Annotated in this window: 22 protein-coding genes; 20 read left to right on the top strand and 2 right to left on the bottom strand. The window is 37.7% G+C overall.

Annotated elements, in window-relative coordinates; genetic code table 11:
• Window positions 1-17: 17 nt before the first annotated feature.
• Together F7731_RS04030 and F7731_RS04025 are read right to left on the bottom strand one after the other, a co-directional pair.
• Complete coding sequence (locus tag F7731_RS04030) at window positions 18-482, bottom strand: type II secretion system protein (RefSeq protein WP_170289634.1); 465 nt, start codon at window positions 480-482, stop codon at window positions 18-20.
• Window positions 483-484: 2 nt separating this feature from the next.
• Entirely contained in the window at window positions 485-973 is a 489-nt protein-coding gene (locus F7731_RS04025) for a prepilin-type N-terminal cleavage/methylation domain-containing protein (protein ID WP_151533466.1), read from the bottom strand.
• Window positions 974-1,188: 215 nt separating this feature from the next.
• Here F7731_RS04025 and F7731_RS04020 point away from each other — a divergent pair, with 215 nt between their 5' ends.
• The 20 genes from F7731_RS04020 to F7731_RS03925 all read left to right on the top strand — a co-directional run bounded on the left by F7731_RS04020 (window position 1,189) and on the right by F7731_RS03925 (window position 20,313).
• Entirely contained in the window at window positions 1,189-2,013 is an 825-nt protein-coding gene (locus tag F7731_RS04020) for a hypothetical protein (protein ID WP_151533465.1), read from the top strand.
• Window positions 2,014-2,036: 23 nt separating this feature from the next.
• Entirely contained in the window at window positions 2,037-3,344 is a 1,308-nt protein-coding gene (locus F7731_RS04015; protein ID WP_151533464.1) for a VanW family protein, read from the top strand.
• A 25-nt stretch (window positions 3,345-3,369) separates the two neighbouring features.
• Entirely contained in the window at window positions 3,370-5,031 is a 1,662-nt protein-coding gene (locus F7731_RS04010) for a GspE/PulE family protein (protein WP_151533463.1), read from the top strand.
• Between the two features lie 11 nt (window positions 5,032-5,042).
• On the top strand, window positions 5,043-6,083 hold the full coding sequence (locus F7731_RS04005; protein ID WP_151533462.1) for a type IV pilus twitching motility protein PilT: 1,041 nt from the start codon (window positions 5,043-5,045) through the stop codon (window positions 6,081-6,083).
• Between the two features lies 1 nt (window position 6,084).
• Window positions 6,085-7,290: a type II secretion system F family protein gene (locus tag F7731_RS04000; RefSeq protein ID WP_151533461.1), complete on the top strand. Its 1,206-nt coding sequence runs from the start codon at window positions 6,085-6,087 to the stop codon at window positions 7,288-7,290.
• A 114-nt stretch (window positions 7,291-7,404) separates the two neighbouring features.
• Window positions 7,405-7,812 (top strand): type II secretion system protein, encoded by a 408-nt coding sequence (locus tag F7731_RS03995; RefSeq protein ID WP_151533730.1) that lies wholly within the window; start codon window positions 7,405-7,407, stop codon window positions 7,810-7,812.
• 7 nt (window positions 7,813-7,819) lie between these two features.
• Complete coding sequence (locus tag F7731_RS03990) at window positions 7,820-8,578, top strand: prepilin peptidase (RefSeq protein WP_151533460.1); 759 nt, start codon at window positions 7,820-7,822, stop codon at window positions 8,576-8,578.
• A 22-nt stretch (window positions 8,579-8,600) separates the two neighbouring features.
• Entirely contained in the window at window positions 8,601-9,578 is a 978-nt protein-coding gene (gene pilM / locus F7731_RS03985) for a type IV pilus biogenesis protein PilM (RefSeq protein ID WP_151533459.1), read from the top strand.
• A 2-nt stretch (window positions 9,579-9,580) separates the two neighbouring features.
• The gene (locus F7731_RS03980; protein WP_151533458.1) at window positions 9,581-10,204 is read left to right on the top strand and encodes a hypothetical protein; all 624 of its coding nucleotides are present in this window, start codon (window positions 9,581-9,583) and stop codon (window positions 10,202-10,204) included.
• Window positions 10,201-11,160, top strand: a complete 960-nt coding sequence (locus tag F7731_RS03975) for a LysM peptidoglycan-binding domain-containing protein (protein WP_151533457.1) — start codon at window positions 10,201-10,203, stop codon at window positions 11,158-11,160. Before F7731_RS03980 ends, F7731_RS03975 begins: the two co-directional genes overlap by 4 nt.
• A gap of 206 nt (window positions 11,161-11,366) precedes the next feature.
• A complete protein-coding gene (locus F7731_RS03970) occupies window positions 11,367-12,464 on the top strand; it encodes an SPOR domain-containing protein (RefSeq protein ID WP_151533456.1) in 1,098 nt (365 codons plus the stop codon).
• A 270-nt stretch (window positions 12,465-12,734) separates the two neighbouring features.
• Window positions 12,735-13,304 (top strand): Maf family protein, encoded by a 570-nt coding sequence (locus F7731_RS03965; protein ID WP_151533455.1) that lies wholly within the window; start codon window positions 12,735-12,737, stop codon window positions 13,302-13,304.
• 76 nt (window positions 13,305-13,380) lie between these two features.
• Window positions 13,381-14,070, top strand: coding sequence for a RadC family protein (gene radC, locus F7731_RS03960; RefSeq protein ID WP_151533454.1), 690 nt, complete (start codon window positions 13,381-13,383; stop codon window positions 14,068-14,070).
• 166 nt (window positions 14,071-14,236) lie between these two features.
• The gene (locus F7731_RS03955) at window positions 14,237-15,253 is read left to right on the top strand and encodes a rod shape-determining protein (protein ID WP_151533453.1); all 1,017 of its coding nucleotides are present in this window, start codon (window positions 14,237-14,239) and stop codon (window positions 15,251-15,253) included.
• Between the two features lie 178 nt (window positions 15,254-15,431).
• Window positions 15,432-16,316 carry a rod shape-determining protein MreC gene (gene mreC / locus F7731_RS03950; protein ID WP_151533452.1) on the top strand — a complete coding sequence of 295 codons (885 nt, stop codon included), beginning with the start codon at window positions 15,432-15,434 and terminating at the stop codon, window positions 16,314-16,316.
• Entirely contained in the window at window positions 16,313-16,828 is a 516-nt protein-coding gene (gene mreD, locus F7731_RS03945; RefSeq protein WP_151533451.1) for a rod shape-determining protein MreD, read from the top strand. The genes mreC and mreD overlap by 4 nt, the downstream gene beginning before the upstream one ends.
• Window positions 16,829-17,064: 236 nt before the next feature.
• The gene (gene minC, locus F7731_RS03940; RefSeq protein ID WP_151533450.1) at window positions 17,065-17,742 is read left to right on the top strand and encodes a septum site-determining protein MinC; all 678 of its coding nucleotides are present in this window, start codon (window positions 17,065-17,067) and stop codon (window positions 17,740-17,742) included.
• Entirely contained in the window at window positions 17,743-18,546 is an 804-nt protein-coding gene (gene minD / locus F7731_RS03935; protein ID WP_151533449.1) for a septum site-determining protein MinD, read from the top strand.
• A 131-nt stretch (window positions 18,547-18,677) separates the two neighbouring features.
• Complete coding sequence (locus tag F7731_RS03930; RefSeq protein WP_151533448.1) at window positions 18,678-19,454, top strand: M23 family metallopeptidase; 777 nt, start codon at window positions 18,678-18,680, stop codon at window positions 19,452-19,454.
• Entirely contained in the window at window positions 19,447-20,313 is an 867-nt protein-coding gene (locus F7731_RS03925; RefSeq protein WP_151533447.1) for a M50 family metallopeptidase, read from the top strand. The genes F7731_RS03930 and F7731_RS03925 overlap by 8 nt, the downstream gene beginning before the upstream one ends.
• Window positions 20,314-20,375 lie beyond the last annotated feature (62 nt).

Genomic DNA, 20,375 nt, shown 5'->3' with positions numbered 1-20,375 from the left:
AAAGATACCACCTTAGGTTAGTTTAAACGAAAAAAATATGCTTCAACCTTAATTTTATTACTTGGGTTATTTCGTTCTTCAATTCTAATCCAAATATCTTTTAGTATATTTGGATTCTCTTGTTTTATTGGATTAAGGCCTTCATCAGATTCATCTTCTAGAGAACGATCAATATTGTAACAGAGTTGGTTATTTTCAAATGTTTCATTTTGATTGATTGATTCTCCCTCTTTTTTATAAGTAACAGTAATTTTACAGTCGGAGGAATAAAGTGTATAGCTTTCCGAAGTTTGATGTATGTTTGTGAGTTTACTAATGATAAAATTTGCTTCTTGTTGCATCTGATTTTTTAAAATTGACTTATTTGAATATTTTGTACCTTGAAAAAACACTCCCCAAACTAGGACACCGATAATAGAAAGGATTGCCAGAGTAATTAATAGTTCAATTAATGTTATTCCCCTTTGTTTATCTTTAACCATCATTAATCACCTTGATAAAAGATATATCCATATGTTTCGCTATATGGATTAGCTTCATTTCCCTCTTTTAATAGTTTTATATGAATTGGATAGGCTTTTATGGGTTCGGTAGTTAAATCTGATTTTTTATTAATTTTGACCTGCACACCGAACTTTGAGTCTGAGGCATTAGTAGACAATGTCTTAATGGTTATAGTATCGATATTAATAGTTACTGTATCTCCTTTTGTTTTGTTAATAAACGAAAAACTTTGAGTAAGATTATTGTTTTTTCTAAAAACGTTGAAATCATTACTTGTCTCAATTACATTTTTCCAATACATTAATTCCTTTTTTGCAAGATTCACTGCTTGTTGTTTTGTCTCATTTTGCTTATTTATTAACCCCATCTGTGGAAAAAACTTTATAAATGTCCCGAGAATAATAGATAAAATAACAATTGATAAGAGAACTTCTATAAGGGTTAATCCTTTTTGATTTTGCTCATACATAGAAACTGCCTCCTTTTGAGGTCAATTAAAAAAGGAAAATTATAAATGGTCATTTAGTAATAATCTTCCTAATTACCCACTTTTATTATACAATATGAATCAATCATTATAACTTTATAATCAGGTCTTTTTTATTAATTTTCGCAAATATGTAACATATTGTCTGGGTAATTTGTGATAGTTTCGGGTTATAATTTTTCTTTAGGGGTGGTGGAATGATTACTATTATTATTGCGATAGCTTCGTTGTTAATTCTTACGCCGACCTTGCTTTTGCTGCCGGTGGGTTTTTCAGTGAAGTGGAAACTTGGATTAATTGGTGTTGCATTTCTCCTAGCCAGTGCGGGACTTTTGGCTAGTGTGCAATTACCTTTATATCAAACGATCCTAATCCTTTTTCTGCTCAGCGGTTTAGTGTCGATTTTATTAGGAAAAAGAATTCAGATGCCTGCTCCAACCCATATTGATTCTGGAATAAGTGAAGAGAAGAGCTTTGGTTTAGAAAAAGAACTTTTACATAAAGAAGAAAAGGACGAGGAACCCCTTCGTGATTTTTCCGCAGTTATAGACGAGACTGCTTCAGCTATAGAAACTGTCAAAAAGGATCTTGATATGATAATAGAGCTAGGACCAATTCTTGAAAAGAAAGAACTAGTGATTAAGGATTATCAGACTACTAATCTTGAAATTAATAAGCCAGATAAACATGATGATCTAATAGATATTGATGATGACATCGCTTTCCTTGAGAAACGGGTGACTGATCTAGGCATAGATGAATCGAAAAATAAGTTAGAAAATAAAAAATATTCGTTTGAAAATACGTTTATTTCCGACATTGAGAAGCTTATTGAAGCAGACTTTGATGAAGCCTTAAATGAAGAATTACCTGAGCAAAATGATGTTGTTCCTCAGGTTAAAATGGAAGAATTAGATGAAATCGAATTGTCTAATTTCGTAGCAAACCAAGAAGATGACAAGCCAGAACTGGGAAATGATGAAATAGAAATAGAGGAACTGATACTCCATAAAAATAGATAGGGAAATTAAAGGAGAGCCGGTAGGTGAAAAACAAGCAGGGAGTTAAACTATTTATTGTACTTTTCCTTTGTACCATTTTTATCTTCGCCTTCTCGCATTATGGGGCATTTGCCTATAATACTGTTGTTAATCACTCTGATTCTTTCGCTGAAAATACAATGGTGGGAAATGTGAGTATTGTCGGGAAAACAGAAGCTGAGGCGATGGAAGCTGTAGACGACCAGTTGACACGTTGGTTAGATGAAATGGTTGTTAATATTTGTTATAAAGAAAAACAGGTGCACCTAGACAATGCGTTATTCCGATTTAATGTTCCGGAATCAGTGAAAACGGCAACGAATGGACAAAGAAATATGATGGTTGTTCAATTTGAAGAAAATAATCTAGAAAATGCTATTCAAGATTCATTTCCAACAGTAGAACTTGGAGCTATAGATATGCAAAAGCTAACAGAAGATTTATTTAGTGGTGCAAAACTATTGGAAATAGGTAATCTCGAATTTAGTTTAGATGAGTATTTAACAGATTCGAAAATGAATGAAGATGTTATTGTTCAACAAACAAAGGTTGAAACAGGAGAAGTTAATTTCAGCAAGATGATAAATGAGCTTGCCACTTTTGAAATTCCTGCTAAATCACAAGTATCACTGTTGCAATTATTTGCGGAAAAAGGTCTTAGCAATGTATCTTCGGAAAGACTTAATATGTTTGCAACTGGAATATACGAATTAATCTTGCCGACTAATTTTTCGATTATTGAACGAAATATAGGGAACGAAAAGCCTGAAAATGTTTCATTAGGGTTTGAAGCGAAGGTAGATTCCGAAAAAAATATCGATTTAATTTTTGCCAATCCAAATGAAACTTCATATACGATTCAGATTGAATCTATTGATCATACGCTAATCTTTTCACTAAAAGGACAGTCTTTCTTAAATAAGTATGTAATTGTTATTGAGGATGAGCAGAGCTTTAAACCAAAAACGATTAAACAGTTTAATTCCTTATTGAAACCTAGAGAAAAAGTAATTGAGAGACAAGGTAAAGAGGGCTTATACATTAAGGTATTACGTGAAACTTATGATGAAACAGGTGCACTGCTTCACAGTGAAGTAATTTCTGAAGATTTCTACCCTCCTGTTTATCAAATTGAAGTGACTGGTCTTGTTGCGAATGTCAAGGAAGAAACTGTAAACGAGCAAGTGGAGTCAGCGGATGAAAATCCGCAGCCAAATAATTCAGGAGAGATTGATGATGAAGAGGAAACCTTAGGGGAAGTAATTAAATCAAATAGTGATCTATGGGGTAAAACGAACGAACATATGAAATAATCAACGAATAAAGCAGGGATAGAATATGAAACAAACTCGGAAGCGGCTTGGGGATTTACTTGTAGATGCTGGTCTTATTACAGAAGAACAACTACTCACTACGTTAAAGCGAAAAAGTGATGGGCAAAGGCTTGGAGATGCCCTTCTTCAAAGTGGCTATATTACAGAACAGCAGCTTATCGAGGTGCTTGAATTCCAGCTTGGCATTCCCCATATTAGCTTGTACAGGTATCCGTTTGATACGAAGTTATTTAATATTATTCCGAAGGAGACGGCTAAACGTCAGCTGCTAATTCCTTTGAAAAAGGACGGGGACAAGCTATTTGTTGCGATGGCGGATCCGATGGACTTTTTTGCCATTGATGATTTGCGCCTTTCAACTGGATTTCAAATTGAAACTGCAATCGCCACGAAAGATGATATTTTACGGGCAATCAATAAGTATTATGACATTGATGAAGGCTTCGAAGAGCTGCTAGTTGACAATCAACAGCCTGAGACAGTTCAGGAAGAAAGAATTACTGACCAAGATTCACCTGTAGTTAGGTTAGTTAATCAGATTCTATCAAATGCTGTTACGATGAAGGCTAGTGATATTCATATTGATCCTCAGGAAACAAAAGTAGTCGTCCGTTATCGAATTGATGGGGTATTAAGGGTGGAGCGTGTCCTTCCTAAGCATATGCAAGGCGTGTTAATTGCCAGGATTAAAATCATTGCCAACCTTGATATTACTGAGCATCGTATCCCGCAGGATGGCAGAATTAAGGTGAATCTTGATTTTCACCCGGTTGATTTACGTGTCTCTACATTACCAACCGTCTATGGCGAAAAAATAGTTATGCGAATTTTGGATTTAAGCAGTTCCTTAAACGATATTAATAAACTTGGCTTCAATAAATTAAATTTAAAACGATTTAAAGAGATGATTGAAAAGCCGACCGGAATTGTTCTTTTAACAGGCCCGACTGGTTCCGGGAAATCATCGGCCTTATATGCGGCGTTAAATCAGTTAAACAGTGAAGAGGTCAATATTATCACGATCGAAGACCCGGTCGAATATCAACTTGAAGGAGTCAATCAAATCCAAGTTAATGCTAATATTGGAATGACATTTGCAGCGGGGCTCCGCTCCATTCTCCGCCAAGACCCAAATATTATTATGGTCGGGGAAATTCGTGATAAGGAAACGGTTGAGGTCGCTATCAGAGCGTCATTGACAGGTCATTTAGTATTAAGTACTTTACATACAAATGATTCCATCGGGACGATTACAAGGCTGATGGATATGGGGGTTGAGCCTTTCTTGGTTGCCTCTTCATTAAGCGGCATTGTCGCACAACGTCTTGTAAGGCGGATATGCCGGGACTGTACCGAAGAGGTCGTTCCGTCTAAGCGTGAAGTTGAAATTTTTGCAAAAAGAGGCATGAGTATTGAAAGGGTCACACGAGGACGCGGTTGTTCATCTTGCAATATGACAGGCTATAAAGGAAGAATTGCGATTCATGAGGTTCTTGTCGTAAACGATGATATTCGAAGAACGATTATGAATGAAGATTCTATTACGAGATTAAGAGAGTTAGCGTTGAAAAATAAGACTATTTTCCTTATTGATGATGGCTTGTTAAAGGTTAAGCAAGGGTTAACAACAACGGAAGAAGTACTAAGAGTCGCAATACTTGAATAGGGGTGCGAGGAATGAAAGAAAAAATAGATTATTTATTACGCGCCGCATTTGAATTGAAAGCATCGGATTTACATTTAACAGTAGGCATACAGCCGGTCCTTAGAATCAACGGGGATTTAAAAAAATACGGCAAGGACACATTAAAGCCTGAGGAAATTGAGGGCATGGCACGAGCGATTATTCCGGAATATATGTGGGAGCAGTTTAAGGAAAAAGGAGAATTAGACTTTTCCTACGGTATCCCCGGTGTTTCCAGATACCGAGTGAATACTTATCACCAGAGATCATGCATTGCCATGGCAATTCGGGTTGTCCCGACAAGAATTCCGACTATCGATGAGCTAGACTTGCCTAACATCTTACGGAAAATTTCAGAAAAACCCCATGGACTTGTTCTCGTTACTGGACCAACTGGAAGTGGAAAATCAACGACTCTCGCTTCAATGATTCAATATATGAATGAAACGATGCGGAAGCATATTATTACACTCGAGGATCCAATTGAGTATTTGCACAAGCATGGGAACTCTATTATTGATCAGAGGGAGGTTGGCTTTGATACGAAGAATTTTGCGAATGGTCTTAGAGCCGCACTCCGTCAGGACCCGGATATTATTTTAGTCGGTGAGATGCGTGACTTGGAAACAATTCAAACTGCGATTACTGCAGCAGAAACTGGACATTTAGTTTTAGGTACATTGCATACATCAAGTGCTCCCGCGACCATTAACCGTATTATTGATGTATTTCCGCCTGCACAGCAACCGCAAATTCGAATTCAACTTGCTTCTGTTCTAGTGGCAATTGTATCGCAACGACTTTTTCAAAGAGAAGATAAAAAAGTGCGAAAAGCAGCGACTGAGATTCTCATAAACAATTCGGCCGTCGCAAACCTAATCCGAAATGAAAAAATTCATCAAATTGTTAGTATTATGCAAACATCTCGGGCACAGGGGATGCATACACTTGAGACGAGTATTAAAGAACTCATTCAATCCGGCATGATTTCAAAGGAAACGGCGGAACCATTTCTACAGGAGATTCTAGTTTAATATGGCACGCTTTAAATATTCCGGCAGAGACCGAAAAGGGAAAGTAGAAGGGGTCATTAACTCAACATCCAAGCGGGAAGCAATGTTTAAGCTTAGGGAAGATGGCATAAGGATCCTTGAAATTACGGAGGTACCTGAATCCATTTTTACAAAAGATATTTCGATCGGAAATCCCGTGAAGCTCCAGCATTTTGTCATTTATTTACGGCAGTTTGCTACTCTTTTAAAAGCAGGAGTTTCTGTAGTAGACTCTACAAAAATACTATCCGATCAAACGGAAAGTAAAGCCTTGAAGAAAGCCTTACTCGATATTGAACAGGATTTAAGGGAAGGAAATCCTTTATCAGAAGCAGCAGGAAGAAATAAGAAAATCTTTACACCGATTTTTATCAATATGGTTCGAGCTGGTGAAGCAGGCGGTAATATGGATGAAACATTGGACCGTCTGGCTGAGCATTATGAAAAACAACATAATACACGGCAGAAAATTACATCCGCACTGGCTTATCCCGTTGTCGTCGGAATTATTGCTGTAGCAGTAGTAATTTTTCTATTAGTATCCGTTGTTCCTACATTTGTTGCTATGTTTGAAGATTTCGGCGGTGAACTGCCGACGATAACAATGTTTGTCCTAAATTCAAGCGAATTTATGCAAAGGTTTTGGTGGTTAATCGTGCTGCTTTTCGCAGCTTTTGCGATAAGTGCCGTTATCTTGAGGAAAAATCCTCAATCCAAATACTATCTGGACTACTTTATATTGCGTATCCCCATCTTCGGGAAAATGCTTCAAAAGGCAGTACTTGCAAGAATGACAAGGACGCTAAGCTCCTTATTTACTAGTTCAGTGCCAATATTGCAGGCCATGATCATTGTGGAAAAAGTAGTAGAGAATGAAGTTATTGGTAAAGTTATTCGTGAATCAAGAGATTCCCTTGAAAAGGGACGCTCTCTAACAGAACCAATGAAAAAACACTGGGCCTTTCCTCCTCTATTAACACAAATGATTGTTATTGGAGAAGAGACCGGTTCACTAGATGCAATGCTAGCAAAAGTGGCGGATTTCTATGAAAAAGAAGTAGAGAACAGTACAGAAAGAATTAAATCTTTAATTGAACCGTTAATGATTGTCCTGCTTGCTGGCATTGTTGGAACAATCGTCACATCCATTATGGTTCCGATGTTTGAAATCTTTAATCAAGTTGGATAAGTTTTCAGTTTATTAACATATTTAACTATTATTTTTGTTGGTATTTAGTATAATTAGGAATAGGTCTAAAGTCATTATTGATAATTAGTAAAGGGGAAGATTTGTATGTTAAAAATGATTGGGAAAAGGTTGAAAGATCAGCGGGGATTGACGTTGGTTGAATTGCTAGCTGTGGTAGTTATTTTGGGGATTATTGCGGCTATTGCAGTACCATCAATAGGGAACATTATAGAAAATTCCAAAAAGGATACCCATATTGCAAATGCTCAGCAGCTACAGAATGCTGCGAAGTTATATTTTGCAGAAACTCCAACAAAAACTAGTGCAACGTTAGAGGAATTAAAAACTGCGGGTTTTATGGATGATATCGTAGATCCTAGTGACAAAACGAAAACATATGAGGCAGGGACTACCAAAATAGATTATTCTAATAAAAAATATTTGGTTACAATTATAGGTACTAAGACTTATATTAATAATAAAGAGGTAAAATTACTAAAACGGATAGACGTTAAATTATAAAATAATTATGGACATTCTTTTAATATTATTCATTCTTCTAATTGGTTTAATTCTTGGCTCTTTTTATAACGTCGTCGGTCTCCGCGTGCCGCAAAACAATTCTATTGTGTCACCGCGGTCGTCTTGTCCAAATTGTTTTCATCAGCTCACAGTATTTGAGCTAATCCCAGTTCTGTCATATGTCATTCAAGGGGGGAAATGCCGCCGTTGTAAGGTGGGCATTTCTCCTATTTATCCGTTTGTGGAGTTGCTTACGGGATTGCTGTTTGCAGCAGCGCCACTATTACTAGGCTGGTCCAGTGAGCTGTTCATTGCTTGGACATTGATATCGTTATTTATGATAATTTTCGTTTCTGATATCATCTATATGATAATCCCTGATAAAGTGTTGCTTGTGTTTACGGGGCTTTTTTTATTAGAACGAATTTACCTACCTCTTCAGCCGTGGTGGGATTCTCTTTTAGGAGCCGCTGTAGGTTTTTTTCTCCTACTCTTTATTGCAGTAATTAGCAGAGGTGGAATGGGTGGTGGGGACATCAAGCTATTTGGCCTCCTAGGTTTCGTCCTTGGGGTGAAGCTAGTTTTGCTGTCTTTCTTTCTAGCAACCTTATACGGAGCTGTCTTTGGTTTAATAGGAATGCTGCTTGGGAAATTGAAAAGAAGAAATCCAATTCCTTTTGGTCCTTTTATTGCCGCGGGAACACTAACCGCCTATTTTTACGGAGAAACGATCATTAAAAATTACTTTCTCCTACTAGCATCATGATTATATGTAAGGGGCAAATAATATGGCAATTTCCCTTTTTTCGCGAAAAAACCGTGTCATTAATATTATTATTAATGATTATTCGATTCGTCTTGTCGAACTGAAGCAAACGAACCCGCTAACCATACATAGATGGGAAGAACGGTATATTCCATTTGGGGTTGTACGAGATGGTAAAATACTTGATTATGAAACTTTGGAAACGATTCTAGAAGAATGTATCGTTGAGTGGAAAATTCAAAAGCGACCGGTCCGCTTTATCGTTCCTGATTCCTTTATCATTATCCGGAAAGCCAATATTCCTGGAGATGTGAAAGATGATGAAATCAATGGGTACTTATATTTAGAGCTTGGTAGCAGTATTCACCTGCCATTTGAGGAGCCTGTTTTTGATACATATACCTTAAATGAAGCAAAGGATAAAAAGGAAATTTTAATATTTGCGGCTCAGGAAGAAAACGTTTTTGAATATATGAATTTATTAACAAGTGTTAAGCTTGTTCCGACAGCTGCGGATATTTCTTCATTATCGCTCTATCGGCTATATCATCGGTTAGGCTTACCAGGTCAGGATGAACGGTTATTAATGATTCAATTTGATCTGAATATGGTTAATCTCTGTATTTTTGAAAACCATTTTCCGCTATTTATGCATCATTTAATGATTGAATTTGATGAAGATCAATGGTCGATTCAATCAAGTAGGAAAGGGATTCAAGAGTTTCGTTTTAGTGGAAGTCAAAATGAGCTACTCTTTCAATTGGAAGATATATTTAAAGAGATTGGAAAGTTCCTTGATTTTTACCGGTATTCGATTAATCAAGGGAAACAGCAAATATCTAAGATCTTGTTAAATGGCGATCATCCTTACCTTGATCTGATTGAAAAGGAAATAGTAGCAAGGTTTGAAATTCCTCAGCAAATTATTCATTTAGCAACAGAAGATAATCTGCCAAGATCACATTATCTTACTCTGGGGCTTGCATTGAAAGAGGTGTAAGCATGCTCGTTGAGATTAACCTACTCCCAAAAAAAGAATCGCGGAATACATCTTTTTTCATGCTTGTCGGTGCATTTGCTCTCATCTTGCTAATCGGTATTTGTGTGACAGTTTGGATTGGGCAAGGCTATAAGGCAAAAATTGAATCTGTTGCTAAGCAACAGACAGCTACCCAGGAATTGATTGCCGCAGAGGAAGAGAAAGTTGCGAATGTTGAATCGTTAAACTCATTGGAGGAATTGAAGAAAGCTGTAGCTTGGGCTGAAGACTATCCGATAAAAACAGTACCTATATTAAGAAAGTTTACTCAGTTGCTTCCTGAGCGAGGCTTTATTCAAACGCTCAGCTATGAGGAATCAGGCAATATTGTTATCACCTTACAGTTCGATACGAGCCGTGAAGCGTCTTATTATTTAAAGTCGATGTTAGATTCCGAATGGATAGAAGACGCCACAATCAACTCGTTAACAACGAATGAGCTGACAAAGGAAGATAATGCCGAAGCTGCAAGTATTGAGTCTGAACAACGGGAAATCCTCCCCCGTTATATTGCGGAATATGAGGTTGTATTAAATCGCTCTATTTTAAAACAAGGGGCTAACAGCAAAGGAGGGGAAGAAAAATGACCCTTCTTACTTCTAAAAAAGGAAAGCTGTATTCGATTACTGGAATCATTATCATTATTTTGCTTTTTCTAGGGCTTTACTTTTTATATATCCAGCCTTTAAAGATGTCATTGGCTAATAAACAAAGGGAATTACAAACAGAGGAAAAGCTTCTGTCTGTTATCGAAAACCAGATTAATGATACTGGTTCTGATACGTATGAAGGATCAGAAACACTTCAAAAGCAATTGCCAGTAAAGCCATTAGTCGAGCAGCTACTGCTTGATATTGAAAAGGCAGAAGTCGTATCTGGAAGTCTAGTCACTAATATGGAATTTTCGATGGAAGAGATTGAAGAACAAATAGCTGAACAGCAAGAAGCAAGTGAGGAAGAAACACCTGTTGATCAACGGGAGGAAACGAAACCTGAAACTCCTTTACCTGCAGGGATAAAGAAAACGACTGTTGTATTAACTGTGAATTCCTCTAATTATTTCGAAATGGAAAAGTTCATCGATTCCCTAGAATCGGAGAGTCGGATCATCCATGTTGAGAATCTGCAAACTGAAGGTCAGGAAGAGGTCGTTTCGGCTGATCAAGAGAAGCAGCTCATTGTTTCCGAAATAACAATCTCTGCATTTTATATGCCAAAATTAACAGATTTAATTGATCAGCTTCCAAAGATGGACGTCCCCAAAACTGGTGGAAAGAAAAATCCATTTAGTATGTCAGGGAATATTTTAGAACCACCAGAGAAAGCGCTCGCAAATCAAACTCAACATTCAAACGATATTAAACCTAAGACTGAAAGTGAAGGCAATATTATTAAATATACTGTTCAGCCGGGTGATTCATTATCTCGAATTTCTATGAGTTTCTTCCAATCTAGCGCTGGCGAACAAATAATAAAAGATCGGAATCACTTAAATAGTAATGTCATTATAGTAGGTCAAGTACTTGAAATCCCAATCCAATAGAGTCAATTGCAATTTTAAAAAATTTGACGAAAATCCAAGGTAACAAGACGACAAAAGTCTTGTTATTTTTTTTTTTCGATATGTTAGGATGAAACATAATCGCTGATTAAAGGCCCGATAAGTTCAACTAACATTCAGTTGGGAAAAGGCACCTCACTGAATGAAGTTTCACTTTATCAGCAATCGACATGAAGGGAGGATGTCTTGTGGAAGGACCGGAAAAAGGAAGAACGATTACGATAAAGATTAATGGGAAGCACCGTTCATATGATGAGGGGACGAAAGCCGAAAAGGAAATGAACCGAAAGGATAGAGAAAAGGAGATAGAAACAGATAGATTAATAGATGAAGAACCCTCTACAAAAAATGTAAACTCTTCAGCCTTTAATGAAGCAGCAGCCACGAAGGAAGCAGCGGATGATGATACTTTTGATTGGATTCTGCCGGAGGAATCAGATGAAACAGATGAGATTATAGAGTATCAAATCGCAACATCTACGAAAAAAACGAGTAACAAAGGAATAGGCTCATTCAGTAAATCCTTTAAAAAGAATAACCGGAATAAGTTTCTTTCTACTATTCTTCTCACTGTATTTTTTGCGATTTTACTAGGGACAAGCTTTGGTTTTATTCTGTTAAAGCTCGTCATCACGGAAAAAGAAGCTGAAACCGCTCAGCCGGCAACTACTGAACCATTAGCAGAGGAGCAAACGGAAGCGAAAGGGTCTGATTCAGCTGTACTGCAACCACTATCAACATTTGTCATTCAAGGTGGTGTGTTTTCTAAGCTTGAGGCAGCTAAGCAAGTTCAGGAGGAGCAGAATCAAAATGGCGTTCCTTCAAAGGTCATTGAAATGAATGGACAAGCCGTTCTGTACTTGAGTGTTGCCTCAAGTATTGACGAAGCAAAGGAAATCGGCAATCAATTGAAGAGCAAAGGGCTTAAAGTATTTGCAAAGCCTATAACATTAAACGAAAAGGCAATCAACAATCTTCTGCCTGAGGAGAAAAAAATAATTGAATTGGCACCCGCATACTATCAAGTATTAACTGAGGGTGCTACAGAAGCAGAGTTAACTAATACTCTATCTTCTGCTATGTTTAATAACATAGAAAAGCAAGCAAGTGCGGTAAATACGCTAGAGGAAGGGAAACTGAAAAATAAGAAGATCCTATCGTTAAAAAATGAATTGACTAATGCTTATCAGCAATTAGCTTCCTATAAAGAGACAAAAGACGCAGCAGCTTTAACAAAGTGCCAACAGCACCTACTTGAGTTTATTTCCATTTATTACACGCTATAAATAGTTATGCGACATAATTCTTCTTTAATCGAATATTTTCCGGGAAATATCTCATGTAAGAGGAGTCTGTTCGAGTATTTCGACAGGCTCATTTTTTGTTGTAATTCCCAATAAAAGGAAGACGATATCAATCATAATAAGCCATTGTGTCTTTTACACAAGGGGTGGAATAATTCGATAATTTTCGTCATTTTATTTGTTTGTCCAGCTAAATTTTGGTACGATTAGGATATCTCCCGAAATGATACGAAATAAGGTCAGGTGATTAGTGTGAAAAACCTCATTTTAGCCTCTTCTTCTCCACGACGAAAAGAACTTCTTGAAAACCTTCAACTCAATTTTGCCGTTTCAAGCAGTGATGTTGATGAAAGCTTTGATCCCGAATTAACCCCTGGTGAAATTGTCATGGAGCTCAGCAGTAGAAAAGCTAAAGCGGTGAGTAAGCAATATCCGGATTCATTTGTTATTGGAGCAGACACAGTCGTTGTTCTTGGAGAAGCAGTATTAGGCAAACCGAAGGACAAAATAGAGGCATTCTCCATGCTGCAAAATTTGTCTGGCAAAAAACATTCAGTCTTCACAGGTGTATCAATTATTTCTTCTGAAACAGAAAAAAACTTTTATGTTAAAACGGATGTGGTGTTTTGGGAGCTTTCAGATGAAGAAATAGATGCTTATATTGACACCGGTGAACCGTTTGATAAGGCAGGAGCGTATGGCATCCAAGGGTTTGGCAGCACACTTGTCAAAGAAATAAATGGCGATTATTTCTCTGTCGTCGGCCTGCCCGTTTCAAAAACAGTTCGAGAATTAAGAAATGCTGGATTAAATTTCAAATAGTAGATTCCTGCTATTTTCTTAATACGCCATTTTCTTCTTAACTCCCTTACACCCTAGTGAAAGGGAGGATTTGATTATGCAAACACAATCTTTAATGATCAAGGATTTTCCACAAGATGAACGTCCTAGAGAAAGATTTATCCAAAGTGGACCTCAAAGTTTATCAACCCATGAGCTAGTTGCGATCCTGCTTCGCACCGGTACAAAAGAAGAGTCTGTACTTCAATTAGCTAACCGGCTTCTTACACAATTTGAAGGATTAAGGTTATTAAAGGATGCATCTCTTGATGAAATTACTTCCATAAAAGGCATTGGTACGGCCAAAGCGATTCAGCTATTGGCAGCTGTAGAAATCGGCAGACGCATTTCTAATCTAACGTACGATGATCGATATGCGATTAAATCTCCAGAGGACGGCGCGAAATATGTTATGAACGATATGCGCTTTCTCTCCCAGGAGCATTTTGTTTGCCTCTATTTAAATACGAAAAATCAAGTAATCCATAAACAGACAATCTTTATCGGCAGCTTAAACGCCTCGATCGTGCATCCCCGTGAAGTGTTCAAAGAAGCATTCCGCCGCTCAGCCGCCTCCATTATTTGTGCCCATAACCATCCTTCTGGAGACCCCGCGCCAAGTAGAGAGGATATTGAGGTGACGAAGAGGCTTGTGGAGTGTGGAAAAATAATCGGAATTGAAGTGCTCGATCATCTGATTATCGGTGAAAATAAATATGTCAGTTTAAAGGAAAAAGGTTATTTATGACACTATGTTTTTAATTGACGATAAGCTATAATATTGTTTGTGCTTTTTTACGTGAATAAATATAATCACCTCTTCATAAGCAATTTTTTGAAAAAAAACCTTCGAAGTTAGAATTCTCTAACTTTGTTCATTTTTGCATTTCGTATCAGAAAGGGAGATACAAACGATGTTTGGAACGAAAGATCTTGGAATTGATTTAGGAACAGCTAACACACTTGTGTATGTAAAAGGAAAAGGAATCGTTGTTAGAGAGCCATCAGTAGTAGCATTGCAAACAGACACAAAACAAATTGTCGCTGTCGGAAATGACGCAAAGAATATGATTGGGCGTACACCTGGGAATATTGTCGCACTTCGTCCAATGAAGGATGGGGTCATTGCAGATTATGAAACGACAGCTGTCATGATGAAATACTATATTAAACAAGCAAATAAGAGCAAAGGGCTTTTCTCTGGGAAGCCATATGTAATGGTTTGTGTGCCATCAGGCATTACGGCGGTAGAACAACGTGCAGTAATCGATGCTACTCGCCAAGCAGGTGCAAGGGATGCTTACCCAATTGAAGAGCCGTTTGCGGCTGCAATCGGAGCAAACCTTCCTGTATGGGAGCCTACTGGCAGCATGGTTGTTGATATTGGTGGCGGAACGACAGAGGTAGCCATCATTTCCTTGGGCGGCATCGTAACAAGCCAATCCGTTCGTGTAGCGGGAAATGATATGGATGAAGCGATCATCAATTATATTCGCAAAAATTATAATCTGTTGATTGGTGACCGGACGTCTGAAACGATTAAAGTTGAAATTGGCTCAGCTGGTGATCCTGACGGAATTGAAAATATTGAAATTCGCGGCCGTGACCTTTTAACAGGACTTCCGAAGACGATTGAAATTACGGCTGAAGAGATCTCTAAAGCTTTACATGATACAGTTTACGCCATTGTCGATGCTGTAAAGGTTACGTTAGAGAAAACTCCGCCTGAGCTTGCGGCAGATATTATGGACCGCGGAATTGTATTAACAGGGGGCGGAGCAATGCTTCGTAATTTGGACAAGGTGATTAGTGAAGAAACGAAGATGCCTGTGTTAATCGCAGAAAATCCGCTTGACTGTGTAGCCATTGGTACAGGTAAAGCATTGGATCATATTGATTTATTTAAAAACAAATCACGGGATTCCCGTTAATAAAGACGTACATCCGTAAATGTGGAAAGCCCACTCACTAAATTGTGATTGGGCTCCACCTTTGTCATGAATTTTTAAAATTAGAGTTTGTGTTATGATTGAATAATGGAACCGGCTTTTGGCCTGTTTCCGCTAATCTAACCTCTAGCTTCTAATCTCTAGAAATGAGGTGTTTCGAATGCCACAGTTCTTTTTGAATAAACGTCTAATTATTTTGCTTGTTAGCATCATTATTCTCGTGGCATTAATTGGATTTTCATTAAAGGATCGAGAGCAGCTCAGCTGGCCAGAGCAATTTATTAAGGATACAGTCGGCTGGATGCAAACAGCAGTGTCTCGGCCAACGCAATATGTTGCTGGTTTCTTTGAAAACCTGCAAGATTTGCAAAATACATATACCGAAAATAAAGAGTTAAAGAAAAGACTAGATGAGCTGGCGCGTCTCGAATCAGAAGTTCAAATGTTGAAAAAAGATAATAATGAGCTTCGCGAAATTTTAGATAAAAAGGATTCTTTAAGTGAATTCAATCCAATCCAAGCAACAGTAATTGGAAGAAACCCAGATCGATGGACCGATCTTCTTATTATCAATAAAGGTTCGAAAAATGGTATAAAAGAAAATATGGCTGTCATTACGGCAAATGGTTTGATTGGGAAAGTGAAACATAGTGAACCTTTTACTTCTACCGTGCAGCTGTTAAGTGCAATGGATCCAACTAATCGAATTTCTGCAGAAATTCAGGCAGATGGAAAAAGCTATTATGGTCTAATTGAAGGCTATGATAAAGAAAAAGGCCTACTTCTACTAAAAAGAATTCCATTCGATGCGAAGGTGGAAAAAGGTCAAAACGTGATTAGCTCTGGTAAAGGTGGAGTATTTCCGAAAAACTTGCCGATTGGAAAAGTCGTTGAGGTGACACCTGCTGAATATGGTCTTACGTTAACAGCTTACGTAAAGCCAGGAGCTAATTTATATGATATTGAGCATGTTATGGTTGTCAAAAGAACTGCTATTCAGCCTAATTTAGAAGATATGATCGACGATAAGGAGGAGGAACTGTGAGAAAACTCCTTCTTCCTCTTTTATTAATGCTTCTTTTCATAGGAGAAAGTATTTTTGTTGAATTAATGCCTGAACATCTATTTGGAGGGTCCAATATTATTGCACCAAGGTTTTTAATTGTTGCTTTATTATTTCTGACCGTTTATGGACCAAGGAGATATGGAATTCTCTATAGCTTTGTTTTTGGCCTTTTATTTGACGTTGTCTATACCGAAATTATCGGCATTTATTTATTCATGTTTCCGTTAGTAGCCTATATCATCCTAAAGCTAATGAAAATTTTGCAAACGAATATTGTCATCGTTTCAATCATGGTGATTATTGGCATAATGCTTTTAGAATTAGGCGTGTATGAAATGTATTTCCTAATTCATAAGACAAATATGGATTTTTCTACTTTTCTATCGCTTCGTTTACTGCCAACAACGATCTTTAATATGATTTTCGTCATTCTTGCTGCCTACCCGCTCAAAAAGTATTATGATAAGCTAGTGGCAAGTTTAGATGTATAGCTCTTTAGAGCAAAAAAGGGTTTCTAAGTTTTCTGTCGAATTTATTTTTATTAACTGCATTTAGGCTAAAAATAATGAAAATATGCGAAGATTTTAGTGCCGTATGTCAGGAGTTAAGATTATAATTGGGATAGGCTGTCCTTTGCCATTCTTCTCCTGATCTATGATTGACAGGGCGCTTGCTTTTTTCTTAAAAGTCTAGCTCCGGCGCTTTTCTAAGAGGTGAACATCTTGACATGAAGAAATTCCAAAGCGTAACAATAAAAGGAACGAAGGATGGATTAATTCTCTATCTGGATGATTCCTGTTCTTATGAAGAATTAAAGAAAGAGTTGGATATAAAGCTTGCAGAAAGCTCGCGATCTCGTGAAGACCGTTTAACTCCTGTAAAAGTTGATGTGGGCAATCGATATTTAACCAAAGACCAGGAAGAAGAGCTGCAAGAGATAGTCAGGCAAAAGAAAAATCTTTACGTTGATTCGATTAGTTCAAATGTAATAACGAAAGAAGAAGCAGAGAAACTAAAAAAAGAAATCGAAATCGTTTCCATTGCAAAAATTATTCGGTCTGGACAAGTACTTGAAGTCCCGGGTGATCTCTTGCTAGTAGGGGATGTCAATCCTGGAGGAACAGTCATTGCAGGTGGAAATATCTACATCATGGGCGCCTTAAAAGGGGTTGCACATGCAGGCTTCTATGGAAATAAGGAAGCAATCGTAGCAGCTTCTATTATGAAACCTTCGCAATTGCGGATTGCCTCTTTTATTACAAGAGCACCGGATCAATACCAGGAAAACGAAAAAAGAGAAATGGAATGTGCATACATAAATGATGAAGATCAAATTACAGTTGATAGATTACAAGTTTTAATGCGTCTAAGACCGAATATTACTAGAATGGAAGGGGGACTATAGATGGGAGTAGCAATTGTCATAACATCAGGAAAAGGTGGAGTCGGAAAAACGACAACTTCTGCTAATATCGGAACCGCTTTGGCCCTTCAAGGAAAAAGGGTTTGTCTCGTCGATACTGATATTGGCCTCCGTAATTTAGATGTGGTGATGGGACTTGAAAACCGTATTATTTATGATTTAGTCGATGTATTAGCAGGACGCTGCAAAATTCATCAAGCCCTTGTAAAAGATAAACGGTTCGATGATCTTCTTTATTTATTGCCTGCTGCACAAACAAGCGATAAAACAGCAGTAACTCCAGAACAAATGAAGGATCTTGTTGATGAGTTAAAGCAAGATTATGATTATATCATTATTGATTGTCCTGCTGGAATTGAGCATGGGTATCGGAATGCTGTTGCTGGGGCTGATAAGGCCATTGTCGTAACCACTCCAGAAGTATCAGCTGTACGAGATGCCGACCGAATTATTGGACTGCTGGAAAAAGAAGAAAATGTTGAGCCTCCGAGACTAGTGATCAATCGTATTCGCAGTCAAATGATGAAAAATGGGGATATGCTTGATGTCGATGAAATCGCTGCACATTTATCCATTGAATTAATTGGGATTGTAGCAGATGATGATGAAGTGATTAAAGCATCTAATCACGGCGAACCAATTGCATTAAATCCGAATAGTAAAGCATCGATTGCTTATAGAAATATCGCCCGCCGTATTTTAGGAGAATCCATTCCCCTTCAGCCTTTAGAGGAAGAACATGCAGGTGTTTTTTCGAGAATCAAAAAGTTTTTCGGTGTGAAATAAAAGTCAAGGGACCCTCCTTGGCTTTTTTCTATGAAAAGAAAATGGTCGTAGGATTCTGCGTTTTTTCGGTCATACTCCTCTTGGACAACTCATAGACTTGTACAAAAGAGGGTAAGGGAATGGTGGGGAAAATGAGATCACGGGTAGACGATATTCGTAAGCGAATGGCACGAAGAAAAAAGGAACAGGAGAGGATTTCAAAAAGCAAAAGTAATGGAATATTGTGGACGGAAGATGAAGAAAGATATGGCTTTGACAAAATTTCCTCATACGACGGAAAAGGTGATGAAGGCAGTCATCCTTTATTTCGGAAAGAATATTTCTTATTTAAGATCCTTGCTTCTGCCTGTTTGTTTTTAATTGTTGCGATTATGTTCAAAAACAATACGGGCACTTTTGAATCTGCCAGAAACTTCATAACTAAATCAATGGAGACTGATTTTCAGTTTGTTAAAGTGGCAAATTGGTATGAAGATCAATTTGGAAAACCTCTAGCACTGCTACCCTTTAAAGAAGAAAAGAAAGAGACAACGGATCCATCTTCAAAAACGGAGTATGCCTTACCAGCGTCTGCTCGAATACTTGAGGATTTTCATGAAAACGGGCAAAGAATAACGATTGAAACGAGCAAAGACGCAGCAGTAGCAGCAATGAGTGAAGGATTAGTTCTATTCGCAGGAAAAAAGGAAGGCTTTGGGAAAACTGTAGTCGTAAAGCATGCAGATAATAGTGAATCATGGTATGGCAATTTAGAAGAAATCAATGTGAATCTGATGGAGTATATTGAAAAGGGAAAAGAGGTTGGGAAAGCTGCACCTACGGAAGACGGAATGAAAGGCTCTTTTTATTTTGCTATCAAGAAGGGCGATGATTTCATTGACCCGATACAGGTGATTCCATTTGAATAAAATGGTAGGATTGATAAAATATATTTATATACATCCCCTATTGTGGGCAGTAATTGCTTTAGCGATTGTGACTGCTCACTTTATAGAACTGTCTCTTTTTTTGCTAATTATTTTCGTCCATGAAATGGGGCATGCTGTGGCAGCGTCTTTTTTTTCGTGGAGAATTAAAAGAATTGCTCTTCTCCCATTTGGCGGTGTAGCGGAGATGGAGGAGCACGGAAATAGACCATTAAAGGAAGAACTAATTGTCATTCTCTCGGGCCCTCTCCAGCATCTTTGGATGATAGGGGTAGCCTTTTTTCTTTACAAGTTCTCTTTTCTTTCAGAAGGAATGTATGAATTATTTATTCAGTATAACTTAATGGTTTTATTGTTTAATCTGCTGCCCATTTGGCCGCTTGATGGAGGAAAGCTCATCTTTCTGCTATTGTCCTTATATCACGCATTTCCTGAGGCACATCGGAGAGTATTGCAAGTCTCTGCAGTTAGCGTGATTTTGTTTGCTTGTTTGATCTTGACGTTTTCGCCGATTAATTTAAATATTTGGGTCGTTCTCGCTTTTTTGTTATTTTCCCTTTATCATGAATGGAAACAAAGCAGATATATTTTCATGCGGTTTTTGCTCGAAAGGTATTATGGAAAGAGCGGTGAAGTGCGTCATATAAAACCAATTGTCGTACAAGAGGACGAGATGGTTTTGCATGTCCTCGAGAAATTTCAGCGGGGATGCAAGCATCCTATTATTATTGAAAAGGATGGAAAAGAAAAAGGCAGCATGGATGAAAATGAGCTATTACACGCCTATTTTACAGAAAAAATGGTGACATCCCGGATTGGAGATTTGCTGCATTTGTATTAAAATGTTGAGAGATTTAGCTTAAGCGCCTATTAAGGCGCTTAAGCTTTTAAGTGAGGAATTAG

The sequence above is a fragment of the Cytobacillus depressus genome, from assembly GCF_008923245.1.
Classification (GTDB): domain Bacteria; phylum Bacillota; class Bacilli; order Bacillales; family Cytobacillaceae; genus Cytobacillus; species Cytobacillus depressus.
Note: the sequence above shows the minus strand (reverse complement) of the source record. Positions and strands in the feature narration are given on the sequence as shown.